The organism is Enterobacter sp. UCD-UG_FMILLET (genome assembly GCF_000762975.1).
GTDB classification, from domain to species: domain Bacteria; phylum Pseudomonadota; class Gammaproteobacteria; order Enterobacterales; family Enterobacteriaceae; genus Enterobacter; species Enterobacter dykesii.
Genome location: NZ_JRJC01000047.1, coordinates 1 through 12,069, shown reverse-complemented (window position 1 = coordinate 12,069; position 12,069 = coordinate 1). Strand labels below are relative to the sequence as shown.

The window sequence follows — 12,069 nt, the reverse complement described above, 5'->3', positions numbered from 1 at the left end:
GCTTCTCAGATGAAGTGCTTACGCAAACGTTGAGAGAGGAAATCCAGCAGGCTGACGGTGACGATGATGAGCACCATCAGGGCGCAGGTTTGCTGGAACTGGAAACCGCGAATCGCTTCCCACAGGGTGACGCCAATCCCGCCTGCGCCCACCATGCCGACCACCGTCGCGGAGCGGACGTTGGACTCGAATCGGTACAGGGAGTAGGAGATCAGCAGCGGCATCACCTGAGGCAACACGCCGTAAAGGATCTCTTCGATTTTGTTGGCGCCCGTTGCGCGGATGCCTTCCACCGGGCCGGGCTCGATGGCTTCGACCGCTTCGGAGAGCAGCTTGGAGAGCACGCCGGTGGTGTGGATGAACAGCGCCATCACGCCGGCGAACGGACCCAGGCCAACGGCGACCACGAACAGCATCGCAAAGACCATTTCATTGATGGCGCGACAGGCGTCCATCAGGCGACGCATCGGCTGGTATACCCACCACGGCACGATGTTTTCGGCGCTCATCAGGCCAAACGGAATAGAGAGAATAACGGCCAGCGCGGTGCCCCAGACGGCGATTTGCAGGGTGACCGCCATTTCGCTGAGATAGTCCTGCCACTGGCTGAAGTCCGGCGGGAAGAAGTCGGCGGCGAAGGTCGCCATGTTGCCCGCGTCTTTGAAGAGCAGCAGCGGATCCATTTCCGCGCCCTTCCAGGAGATAACCAGCACCGCCAGCAGGATGGCCCAGCTTATCAGCGAGAACCAGCTGCGCTTAGGCGGCGGGAGTGTGATGGTTTGCATGTTGGCTCCTTTGGGTTTAGTCCCCTCTCCCACAGGGAGAGGGAGAAAGGCACTACTGCACCGCTTTATTCACGCTCGTCATCGCGCCGAGCGCGGCGGTCAGGCGGTCGAGGTCTTCCAGCTGGGCCTCAATTGCGGCCACTTTGCTGGTCTTCTCCTCGTCCTTCAGCCCTTTGTTGTCCTTCACGCCCTGCATCTCTTTAAACAGCGCCAGCTGGCGAATCGGGACCAGCTGCAGATCGCTTGACGGGCGGAACGGTGCCCAGCCCAGACGCGCCAGGACCGCTTTCTCTTCCGGCGTTTTGCCATAGGTCATGAAGAAGTCGTAAACCTTGTCCTTGGTGCTCTCGGAGAGGTTTTTACGCCAGACGATCGGGTCGCCCGGAATCAGCGGCGATTTCCAGATAACCTTGATCTCTTTCAGCTTGTCCGGCGCGGAAGTTTTCAGCTTGTCGAGGTTCTCGGTGTTGTTGGTGGCAACGTCCACCTGCTTGTTGGCCACGGCCAGGGCGTTGGTTTCGTGGCTGGCGTTCACCGTGCGTTTGAAGTCGCTGGCGGAGGCGTTGTTTTTGGCGAAGACGTAGTAGCCAGGGACTAGGTAACCGGAGGTCGAGTTCGGGTCGCCGTTGCCGAAGGTCAGCTCTTTGCGTTTGGCGAGCAGGTCGTTGAGGTTGTTGATCGGGCTGTCTTTGTTGACGATCAGCACGCTCCAGTAGCCCGGGGAGCCATCAGCCGCGACGGTCTGGGCAAAGACCTGGCCGTTCGCGCGGTCCACCGCTTCCATGGCGGAGAGGTTGCCGTACCAGGCGATGTCCACTTTATTAAAGCGCATCCCCTGGATGATGCCCGCGTAGTCCGGGGCGAAGAAGGCGTTCACTTTGATCCCCAGTTTGGTTTCCATATCTTTCAGGAACGGTTCCCACTGAGGCTTCAGGTTTTGCTGTGATTCCGTCGAAATAATGCCGAAGTTCAGCGCTTTTTCCTGCTCTTGTGCATACGCCGGGCTTAACAGGGTGCTGAGGCTGAACATGCTGGTAAAGGCCAGCGCGGCAACGGCTTTGTAGCTCATGTACTTTCCTCGGATCAGGTTTAATTAAGCAGCCTGCGCGTTCTCTTCGACGCGGTTAATGCTGCGGTAGAGATGGTCAAAACGTTCGTTATCAAACTGATGGCTCGCGCCATCAAAGAACACGTGTCCCTGACGCAGGGCGACAATGCGTTCGCAGTAGCGCAGGGCGTAATCCACCTGATGCAGCGTGACCACCACGGTGATGCCGTCGTTCTGGTTAATGTCGCGCAGGGTTTCCATCACGATGCGGGCGGACTCCGGGTCCAGCGAGGCGATGGGTTCGTCAGCGAGAATAATTTGCGCTTTCTGCATCAGCGCACGCGCAATCGCCACGCGCTGCTGTTGTCCACCGGACAGGGTGGAGACGCGCTGGTGGGCAAAATGCGCCATGCCGACGCGGGTCAGCGCCTGCAAGGCTTCCTGCTTCTGCGAAGGGGAGAACCAGCGCAGACAGGTGCGCCAGAACGGGGTGCTGCCGAGCGCGCCAATCAGCACGTTCTCCAGCACAGTCAGGCGGTTCACCAGGTTGAACTGCTGGAAGATATAGCCAGTCTGGGCGCGGCTCTTGCGGATATCGCTGGCGAGACGGCCCGCGCGTTGCACGGTATTGCCCAGCAGCTCGACGTGGCTTTCCGGCGTTTTATCGCAGGTGATAAGGCCGCTTAAATGACGCAGAAGGGTGGATTTACCGGAACCGGATGGCCCCAGCAGCGCCACCATTTCGCCCTGCTGGACGGTCAGATCAACGGCATGCAGAGCCTTATTGTGATTGAAGGTCTTGCTCAGTTTCTCGACGCGGATGACGGTTTGCATGTGCTGGGCCTCACGATAAATGTGGCCTCATGCTGGCGCATCAATGTGACATTTGGGTTAAGTCTGGGTTGCGGGAGTTTGAAGAGTTGAGCGGAATTTGATGACAGGCGGAGGCAGACCGCCCACCGCCCGAAAATTAGTGCTGTTGCTTAACGACGTTAATCATCCACGGCACGCCGTATTTATCGGTGACTTTACCGAAACCGTGTGCCCAGAAGGTTTCCTGCCAGGCCATGTCGATATTCCCGCCCGCGGCGAGGTTGTCGAACCAGCGTTTGCCTTCATGGACGTCCTGGGTGTCGAGAACCAGGGTGAAGCCCGCGTACTGCGCGTTGCTGCCCGGCGGCATCCCGTCGCTCATCATGATATCGCTGCCCGCAATGCGGACGTTGGAGTGAGCGATAGCCGAATCCGGAAATTGCATGCCGGACGGACAGCCTTCATCGCTGTTATCGCTTTTTGGCATTTCGCCGAAGGTGATTTTATAGAGAAGCTCAGCGCCGACGGCTTGCTGGTAGAAAGAAGTGGCTTCTGCACAGTTGCCGGCGAAAGAGATGTAGGGACTTAACGGCATAATCTTTACCTCACGTAAGAAAAGCCCGTTAAGTGTAGTTCCCGAAAGCCCGGTAAGCGAAGCGCCACCGGGCGGGTAAATCAGTTCTTTTTCACGAACTCTGATTTCAGCTTCATCGGACCGAAGCCGTCAATTTTGCAGTCGATATTATGATCGCCTTCAACCAGACGGATATTCTTCACTTTGGTGCCGATCTTCAGCATGGAAGAACTGCCTTTCACTTTCAGATCTTTAATCACGGTTACGCTGTCGCCGTCCGCCAGCAGATTGCCATTTGCATCTTTTACGACAAGTGCATCAGCATCGTGTGATGGTTCGGCATCATTCCATTCGTGAGCGCATTCCGGGCAGATGAACATGCCATTATCTTCATAGGTGTATTCAGAATTGCATTTTGGGCAGTGTGGGAGTGACATATCGGTATCCTCAAAAAGTGTAAACACGCTGGAAAGTGCCAGCTAAATAACGGCAGCGTGCCGAAAAAGGCGGCAAGTATAGCGCAAATCCACACGTTTGTCGGTGACATTGTGAATTAAAAAAATGCAAAAAGCGTATCGGGAGTGACACTTCCTGTCAGTCAGTTAAGCGAAGCTTACCTCATTAACACGGTGGGAAGAAATGACGCTAAATATATCGAATATTTTATTGCAGCAAATTGCTACGCTCCTTCATTTCGGATAAGGTGAAGCGACACATTGTTATTTATCTCCTGACTTCGCTGCCATCCATATCTTCTGGCAGGGGCGTATTACCTCTCTTTTTAGGTGGGTAAATAATGATGATATATCCTGAAGTTTCTTAAAATTGGGCTACGCTTTTTTCCTTTGGCCGTCAGGCCAGAAGGGGAGCTATACACGCCATGCAAGGATAGCGAAATATTTCTGATTATCATCAATCAGTTATATTTCGGCGAACATGTTTTCCACACGTGATCATATAAGCCTGAACAACATAATTAATACCAGTGGCTTAATAAAAGTAATAAATTTGCGTTAAGGAAAGGCTTTTATCATGCACACACAGACCATTTTTGAATTAAGCCAGGAAGCTGAGCGTTTGCTACAGCTCGCCCTGCAAAACCTCGATACCTTGAAATCAATGCCGACTGCAATGCTGGAGAGCACCGCGGCTGCTATTACGGGTGAAAAGAACAACGTTTTACCTTTGCATTTTAGTGCGCGTGGTGTCGAAGCGCAGCAGGCGATGCTGAATAATGAATTACGAAAAATAACCCGGCTGGAAATGGTCCTGGCTATTGTGGGCACCATGAAAGCGGGGAAATCGACCACCATTAATGCGATTGTGGGGACTGAAGTGTTGCCGAACCGCAATCGTCCGATGACGGCGCTTCCTACCCTGATTCGCCACACGCCGGGCCAGAAGGAGCCGGTGCTGCATTTCTCACATGCCTCGCCCATTGATGAATTGATCCAACTGCTCCAGAAAAAGCTATGCGATTACGATCGCGGGAAGCTGGCCCAGCATCTGGAAATTGATAAAGACATGAATACGCTGCTGGAGCGCATTGAAAAAGGAGAGGCTTTTGAGAAGCATCACCTGGGCGCGCAGCCGATATTTCATTGTCTGAAAAGCCTCAACGATCTGGTGAGACTATCCCGGGCGTTAGGCGTGGCGTTTCCGTTCTCTGAATATGCGGCTATCGAACACATTCCGGTCATTGAAGTGGAGTTCGTGCATCTTGCGGGTCTGGATGCTCACCTCGGGCAGCTGACGCTGCTCGATACGCCCGGGCCGAATGAGGCGGGACAGCCGCATCTGCAAAAAATGCTCAGCGAGCAGTTGTCCCGCGCGTCGGCGGTGCTGGCCGTGATGGATTATACCCAGCTTAAATCCATTTCTGATGAAGAAGTCCGGCAGGCCATTTCCGCGGCGGGAAAATCCGTGCCTCTATATGCGCTGGTTAATAAATTCGATCAGAAAGATCGCAATAGCGATGATGAAGAGCAGATCCGGGCGATGATCTCCGGCACCTTAATGAAAGGCAATATTTCGCCTGGCCAGATCTACCCCGTTTCGTCCATGTGGGCCTATCTGGCAAACCGCGCTCGCTACGAGATGAGTACCCACGGACAACTGCCGGATCATCAGGAGCAACCCTGGGTGCAGGATTTTGCCGAAGCGGCGCTTGGGCGGCGCTGGCGTACGGCGGACCTGGACGATATCGACCATATTCGTCATGCTGCCGATTTGCTCTGGGAAGATTCGCTTTTCGAACAACCGATACGCAAGCTGATCTACGCCGCCTATGCCAATGCCTCGCTTTACGCGCTGCGTTCGGCCTCGCATAAGCTGCTCAACTACGCACAAAATGCCCGGGAGTACCTCGACTTCCGCTATCAGGGGCTGACGGTTGCCTTTGAGGCGCTGGAACTGAATATCGCACGTCTGGAAGAGGACATGGCGCTTCTCCAGACGCGTCAGAGCGTGGTGAGCGATGAGGTGAAACATGAAGTTGAGGAGGCGCTAAACGCCACTGCGGACTTTATAGGAGCGCAAAAAACCGCGCTTAACCAGGCGATTGGCGAGGTGTTCAGCGCTCAGCATATTCTTGATTTGGCTGGCATCGATCGGCAGACCCCTCACGGTGAGGAGACGCACGAGCTGAAGCAGCTGGTTCTGGACGATGAAGGGCAGGCGCAGATCGCGCTGAGTAAAATCCGCTCCTCCTGCGAACGGGTGATGCTGGATGCACAGACGAAGATCTGCCGTGAGCTGGCGTTACGCTTCGACCAGCTTGAATCTACGCTGGCGCGTTCCCTGAACGAAGCCATGCGCCCCATCGAAACGCGTATTAAAGAGCATCTGAGCCATGCGGGTTTTCGGGCGCGAATCAGTTTCCCGGCGTTTCAGGCTCACCAGCTTAACTTCAACACGCGGGCGCTGTTTAATGATGCGATAGCACATGATGACAGCCAGGCAGGCCCCTCATCAGGCGGGAGCAGCATGCGAGAAACGGTCGCTCGTTGGCTCAATAGCCCGGGCTGGGGCTGGGATGAATATGTGGAAACGCGCACGCGTTATGTTATCGATATTGCGCAGCTACATGACAAATTTAAGCAACATATTGAGCTGTTTTGTGAACAAATACGTAAAGCTTTGTCCGCGCAGGTCGATGTCTCTGTTACGGCAGGAATGGCGACGTTTTTTGCAGAATTTTCGCTGTGCCTGACCGGGTTACAGGAAAGCTTGCGTGATAGCCTCGCAGTGCGTCAACAGAATGAGCATTCAACCCGAGCGCTCTGCCAGCTGTTGAAGCAAAGCATTACGACTGCGACGTGGATACAGGAAGATACCCGACTGTTACGCGATGATATTCAAACTCTATTCGCGGCAGAGCAACCATGACAACACCACTACTGGACGGCCCCGGGCGAACGCTGGAGTGTATTAATCCAAAATTTATGGTCGATCTGGTGCAGGGCGTGGACGCGGCGCGTCATCCTCACCTGGGACCACAACAGCTTCAGTTTCGTGAGCGTTTGACTCAGGAAATCATGACGCATACCCGGCTACGCCCCTGGGCGATGGCGGGTATGCTCAATGAAAATGCAGCGCTGCGCCTGGGACTGGCGGAAAAACTGGCCGGCATGCTTGACCCGGGTCATCTCGCGCTGACGCTGATGGCAGAGAAGCTGATTACTTTGCGCCAGCAGACGCACCCGCGCGCCCAGCAGTCCCCCGGTCTGATGCAGCAGTACGCTGAACTCGCTTCTCATTTTACCCAACGCGCCGCCTATAAAGAGAAGGCGCTAACCCAGCGCGGACTGACGGTGCAGGCGGGTGAGCACAGCGAGCAGATTTTTACCCGCTGGCGGGCCGGGCATTATGATGGCTGGTCGCTGGCCGGGCGCTGTTTTATCATCCTGGAAGAGCTGCGCTGGGGGGCATTTGGTGACGCATGCCGCCTCGCGAATGAAGATGTGGCGGCAATGCTTAAGGATAACCTGCGCAGCATGGCGGCTAACTATCTGGCACAGGGCATCAGTGCGTCCCCCACGACCCGCCATTTCTATCACCAGTGGCTGACAACGCCGGCCTCTCCGGGTTTAATCGATCATAAAGACATGCTGGGCTGGCTGGGGGACTGGTGTCAGGCGGATCAACATCCGGTGAGCTGGTCAGTGACGCAAAACTGGCAGACCGTCGCGCTGGGCATGCCGAGGCTTTGTTCGGCAAAACGGCTGGTGGACGCGATGGTGGAAGAGATTTTTGGGTAAATCTTTCCCCCTCTCCCCATTGGGAGAGGGAACGGAGCGGTGTGTTAATGATTCATTCCTATCGGCTTCGGTTCTGGCAGGGTCTCTTGCATATTCCCGTAGCGTTTCGCATACAGCGCCGTGATGATGGGGACCAGAATCGCGGTGACGATCACGCTCGCGGCAACCAGCGCCGTCGCTGAAGCGGCGACCGGTTCGAAGGCCGGGTTAATTTGGGCAATAATCACCGGGTTTGCAACAGCAGCACCGGCGGCTGAAGAGGCGGCGACGCCGGCCGTGCCGTTTCCTCCTCCGATTACGCGATCGGCAATAATCAGCGGAATACCGGTGATGACGATCACGGCGATACCCAGCACAATACCCAGCAGGCCGGTATCGAGAATGACCTTCAGGTTGATGGTGTTCCCCAGCGCGAAACCGAAGAACGGGATCAGCACCGGCGTGGCTTTGCTGAAGAAATCACGCAGATCGCGGTCGAGATTGCCAAGGGCGAAACCGACCAGGAAGGGCAGGATCGCGCCGACAAAGTGGTGCGGTTCAAACGAGGCCAGGCCAGCAGACCCCAGGATCAGCATCGTCATAAGCGGGCCGGACTCCAGAGACATCAACACAAATGCGCCGGACTCTTCTTTCGTCCCGTACTGGTTCATCAGGCTGGCGTACAATCCGCCGTTGGTCATATCCATCGCCGAGACAATTGCCAGGACCGATAAACCCGCAAAAAACCCGGTCTGAATTCCATTCTCCGGCATGAACGTCGCGCATATCATTGCCACCGCCCAGGCTACCGCTATTTTGGTTATCACCAGCGTGCCGGATTTCCGTAATACTGTCCCCGTTGCCCGCAAATTAATGGATGCGCCGATACAAAAAAACCAGACGGCAAGAATGGGAACCGTGCCTGTTATCATGCCTTTTGTGAAACCGCCAAAATAAGCTCCGGTATTGGGAGCAAAGGTATTCAGGATCGCGCCCAGTACCAGCGGAACTAGCATCATACCGCCGGGTATACGTTCTATCGTGGCTTTAATCTTCATAGACAAACCTCACATCGGATCCCGCAGTACGGGGGATAGGTGTTAAAAATTAGTCAATAAATTCAATTGATTGCTCGTATTGCTTGTGGTGTTTTTTCGAAAGCCCTGCAACAAAATTAAATGCGTGCTCTCAATTAACCTTTTCCTGAAACACGTAAAACGCTGAACTCGGATTTATGATGCGATCATTGGAATATTGATTCAATGAAAATAAAACATCGTTTTAGTTATCTTTATCACATATTCAATGTAAAACCTGAGGCCGGTTCCCGTTGATGAAAATTTATGTAAATCTGATGTGAATTAACGTGGTTTGTTTTTCTGTTACGAAAGAAATAATGACGTGCGGGAGGATGTTCTTCAGGTGGGGTAAGGAAGTACTTATTGGCACTCCCTGACAAAAATTTGCCTGAGTTGACCAGATACGAAAATATGTGTGAAGTTGATCACAAATATAAACGCTGGTAGGGTAAAAAGGTCATTAACTGCCCAGGCAGGCGTCAACAGGTTCGGTTGTATCGACGTAAAACGTCAATGTAAGTAAACCTGCTACGCTTGAATAAGGCGATTCGCATGGAGCGGATCCCATGATTCACAGAACGCTAATTGAACTGTGAAACAGACAGGGCCGAGTCAACGAGGATAGCTATGCTGAGAAGGAAAAAGATTAAACCCATCACGCTTCGCGACGTCACCATTATTGATGACGCAAAGCTGCGTAAAGCCATTACCGCAGCCTCGCTCGGTAACGCGATGGAATGGTTCGATTTTGGTGTCTACGGCTTTGTGGCCTATGCGTTAGGTAAAGTGTTTTTCCCCGGGGCCGATCCCAGCCTGCAGATGATTGCCGCACTGGGTACGTTCTCCGTTCCCTTCCTGATTCGCCCGCTGGGCGGTCTGTTCTTCGGTATGCTCGGCGATAAATATGGTCGTCAGAAGATCCTGGCCATCACCATCGTCATTATGTCGATCAGTACATTCTGTATCGGCCTTATACCGTCTTACGCCACCATCGGCATTTGGGCACCCATTCTGCTGCTGATTTGTAAGATGGCGCAGGGCTTCTCCGTAGGCGGTGAATATACCGGTGCCTCGATCTTCGTTGCCGAGTATTCCCCGGACCGTAAGCGCGGATTTATGGGGAGCTGGCTGGACTTCGGCTCGATTGCCGGGTTTGTCATGGGCGCGGGCGTAGTCGTACTGATTTCAACCGTGGTGGGTGAAGATAACTTCCTCGACTGGGGCTGGCGTATCCCGTTCTTCCTGGCATTGCCGCTGGGGATCATTGGTCTTTACCTGCGTCATGCGCTGGAAGAGACGCCTGCTTTCCAGCAGCACGTCGATAAACTGGAACAGGGTGACCGCGAAGGGCTGCAGGATGGTCCGAAGGTGTCGTTTAAAGAGATTGCCACTAAGCACTGGCGCAGCCTGCTGACCTGTATTGGTCTGGTGATTTCGACCAACGTGACCTACTACATGCTGTTGACCTACATGCCGAGCTACCTGTCGCATAACCTGCACTACTCGGAAGATCATGGTGTGCTGATTATTATCGCCATCATGGTGGGTATGCTGTTTGTGCAGCCGATTATGGGCCTGTTGAGTGACCGTTTTGGTCGTCGACCGTTCATTATCCTGGGAAGCGTTGCGCTGTTTGCACTGGCAATTCCGGCATTCATTCTGATTAACAGTGATGTGCTGGGGCTGATTTTTGCCGGTCTGCTGATGCTGGCGGTGATCCTTAACTGCTTTATCGGGGTGATGGCCTCTACGCTGCCCGCGATGTTCCCGACGCATATTCGCTACAGCGCGCTGGCCGCGGCCTTTAACATCTCGGTGCTGATTGCCGGTCTGACCCCGACGCTTGCCGCCTCGCTGGTCGAGAGCACGCAGAACCTGATGATGCCGGCTTATTACCTGATGGTGATTGCGGTGATTGGTTTGATTACCGGTCTTACCATGAAGGAGACGGCGAATCGTCCTCTGAAAGGTGCAACGCCTGCGGCGTCTGACATCCAGGAAGCGAAAGAGATCCTGCGCGAGCACTACGACAACGTAGAGCAGAAGATTGAGGATATTGACGCAGAGATTGAAGAGCTGCAGAAAAAACGCTCCCGACTGGTGGACCAACATCCACGCATCAACGAGTAATAAAGAAACCCGCCAACGGCGGGTTTTCTTTTATTAGCATCCGGCAGCGATGTAGTCGCCATTGGCGCTGATGGGTATCACCGTCAGGAACAGTACCGTCGCAAACAGGATCAGGACTATCCCTCCGGCTATTTTGACTGCCGGTACGAGCCATCTTAATGAGGCGCTTTCTCCGAACCAGCTCACCGTGCGCTCGCGGGCGTAACGTACTGCCAGTGAAAGCCCCACAATAGAGAGTGCGGTTCCCAAAGACATGGTCATGACCGCGGCCACTCCCCAGGTGACAATGCCCAGCGCATTCGAAAACATCAGAATCATGATCGCTCCGCTGCACGGGCGTGCGCCAATTGCCAGAATCACGCCCAGACGGGTTTTCCAGTCGCCCTGCGTGAGGTCTGTACCTACGCCGTGATGGCCGCAGCCACAGTGTTCATCGTGCTGATGAAGAGGCTTGATGGCGGAGATAGCCATCCTACGCGGGCGCAGGCTCTTCAGCGCCTGGTAAATAACAAACGCACCAAAAGCGCCAATAAGCACAGCGCTTATCTTCTCCACGTACCAGCGGCTGGTACTGATATCCCCTGAGGCGAGGTTAAACCCCACCGCCAGAATAAAGACAAACAGAATGGCGCTGACGCCCTGCATCAGGCTACCCAGGAAGGGGACGACCCGGGCGGCCAGCTCGCTTTCCTTATTGGTGGTCAGATAGGTCGTCACGATGAACTTTCCGTGCCCGGGTCCGATGGCGTGAAGGACACCATAAAGGAAAGCCCCCGTTAACAGCCATAATCCGCCGCTGTACTGGTGGTTATTAAGCTGCAGCAGATACATCACAAGATAGCGGTGCAGCGTAATTTGCGTGGCGAGACACCACTGGATAAAGGCGTTCCAGTGCGCATGCAGGGTAAAACCCGCAAAGAGGAGTGCCAGCAGCATCACCCCTGCTGTAGGGAGACGCCAGTCGCGGGCGAGGGGTTGTGTGGTCATGAGGGTGGGCCTGCACTGAGGAGAGTATTTGCCGCTAGTATAGTTGATCTTCCCGTTCAATTCGTAGGATCGCATCGCGATCCGCTCATGATTGTGGATAACTTTGTGCATAAAAGGGTATAAGGCGGGGTTTTGCTGTGGAATGCAGCAGTCAGTCATTTTTCTGTCATTTAGCGGTTGCGGCCTGCTGAGAACTCCCTATAATGCGCCTCCATCGACACGGCGGATGTGAATCACTTCACAGACAGCCCGGTCGGTTGAAGAGAAAAAATCCTGAAATAACGGGTTGACTCTGAAAGAGGAAAGCGTAATATACGCCACCTCGCAACGGTGAGCGAAAGCCGCGTTGCAACTGCTCTTTAACAATTTATCAGACAATCTGTGTGGGCACTCAAAGTGACATGGATTCTTAATG

At 54.2% G+C, this 12,069-nt stretch carries 10 protein-coding genes; 3 read left to right on the top strand and 7 right to left on the bottom strand.

What is annotated here, in order from left to right:
- Window positions 1–5: 5 nt before the first annotated feature.
- The 5 genes from phnE to LA04_RS21175 all read right to left on the bottom strand — a co-directional run bounded on the left by phnE (window position 6) and on the right by LA04_RS21175 (window position 3,657).
- Window positions 6–785 carry a phosphonate ABC transporter, permease protein PhnE gene (gene phnE, locus LA04_RS21195; protein WP_008500063.1) on the bottom strand — a complete coding sequence of 260 codons (780 nt, stop codon included), beginning with the start codon at window positions 783–785 and terminating at the stop codon, window positions 6–8.
- Between the two features lie 52 nt (window positions 786–837).
- Window positions 838–1,854, bottom strand: a complete 1,017-nt coding sequence (gene phnD / locus LA04_RS21190) for a phosphonate ABC transporter substrate-binding protein (RefSeq protein WP_047653067.1) — start codon at window positions 1,852–1,854, stop codon at window positions 838–840.
- A 24-nt stretch (window positions 1,855–1,878) separates the two neighbouring features.
- Complete coding sequence (gene phnC / locus LA04_RS21185; protein ID WP_023334215.1) at window positions 1,879–2,667, bottom strand: phosphonate ABC transporter ATP-binding protein; 789 nt, start codon at window positions 2,665–2,667, stop codon at window positions 1,879–1,881.
- Between the two features lie 136 nt (window positions 2,668–2,803).
- Window positions 2,804–3,241 carry a VOC family metalloprotein YjdN gene (gene yjdN / locus LA04_RS21180; protein WP_047653066.1) on the bottom strand — a complete coding sequence of 146 codons (438 nt, stop codon included), beginning with the start codon at window positions 3,239–3,241 and terminating at the stop codon, window positions 2,804–2,806.
- 80 nt (window positions 3,242–3,321) lie between these two features.
- Window positions 3,322–3,657, bottom strand: coding sequence for a zinc ribbon domain-containing protein YjdM (locus LA04_RS21175; protein WP_023310096.1), 336 nt, complete (start codon window positions 3,655–3,657; stop codon window positions 3,322–3,324).
- Window positions 3,658–4,252: 595 nt separating this feature from the next.
- Between LA04_RS21175 and crfC the strand changes: the two genes are divergently transcribed.
- On the top strand, window positions 4,253–6,607 hold the full coding sequence (gene crfC, locus LA04_RS21170; protein ID WP_047653065.1) for a clamp-binding protein CrfC: 2,355 nt from the start codon (window positions 4,253–4,255) through the stop codon (window positions 6,605–6,607).
- Window positions 6,604–7,479, top strand: coding sequence for a diguanylate cyclase regulator RdcB family protein (locus LA04_RS21165; RefSeq protein WP_047653064.1), 876 nt, complete (start codon window positions 6,604–6,606; stop codon window positions 7,477–7,479). Before crfC ends, LA04_RS21165 begins: the two co-directional genes overlap by 4 nt.
- A gap of 44 nt (window positions 7,480–7,523) precedes the next feature.
- Here LA04_RS21165 and kdgT read toward each other — a convergent pair whose 3' ends face one another.
- Window positions 7,524–8,516 (bottom strand): 2-keto-3-deoxygluconate transporter, encoded by a 993-nt coding sequence (gene kdgT, locus LA04_RS21160; RefSeq protein WP_047653063.1) that lies wholly within the window; start codon window positions 8,514–8,516, stop codon window positions 7,524–7,526.
- A gap of 648 nt (window positions 8,517–9,164) precedes the next feature.
- Between kdgT and proP the strand changes: the two genes are divergently transcribed.
- A complete protein-coding gene (gene proP / locus LA04_RS21155; protein ID WP_047653062.1) occupies window positions 9,165–10,667 on the top strand; it encodes a glycine betaine/L-proline transporter ProP in 1,503 nt (500 codons plus the stop codon).
- Between the two features lie 33 nt (window positions 10,668–10,700).
- On the opposite strand, the gene LA04_RS21150 is transcribed toward proP, so the two are convergent.
- Entirely contained in the window at window positions 10,701–11,654 is a 954-nt protein-coding gene (locus tag LA04_RS21150; RefSeq protein ID WP_047653061.1) for a nickel/cobalt transporter, read from the bottom strand.
- Window positions 11,655–12,069: the final 415 nt, after the last annotated feature.

Coding starts and splice junctions, on each gene's coding strand:
- phnE (WP_008500063.1), bottom strand. CDS start 785: ATGCAAACCATCACACTCCCGCCGCCTAAGCGCAGCTGGTTCTCGCTG.
- phnD (WP_047653067.1), bottom strand. CDS start 1,854: ATGAGCTACAAAGCCGTTGCCGCGCTGGCCTTTACCAGCATGTTCAGC.
- phnC (WP_023334215.1), bottom strand. CDS start 2,667: ATGCAAACCGTCATCCGCGTCGAGAAACTGAGCAAGACCTTCAATCAC.
- yjdN (WP_047653066.1), bottom strand. CDS start 3,241: ATGCCGTTAAGTCCCTACATCTCTTTCGCCGGCAACTGTGCAGAAGCC.
- LA04_RS21175 (WP_023310096.1), bottom strand. CDS start 3,657: ATGTCACTCCCACACTGCCCAAAATGCAATTCTGAATACACCTATGAA.
- crfC (WP_047653065.1), top strand. CDS start 4,253: ATGCACACACAGACCATTTTTGAATTAAGCCAGGAAGCTGAGCGTTTG.
- LA04_RS21165 (WP_047653064.1), top strand. CDS start 6,604: ATGACAACACCACTACTGGACGGCCCCGGGCGAACGCTGGAGTGTATT.
- kdgT (WP_047653063.1), bottom strand. CDS start 8,516: ATGAAGATTAAAGCCACGATAGAACGTATACCCGGCGGTATGATGCTA.
- proP (WP_047653062.1), top strand. CDS start 9,165: ATGCTGAGAAGGAAAAAGATTAAACCCATCACGCTTCGCGACGTCACC.
- LA04_RS21150 (WP_047653061.1), bottom strand. CDS start 11,654: ATGACCACACAACCCCTCGCCCGCGACTGGCGTCTCCCTACAGCAGGG.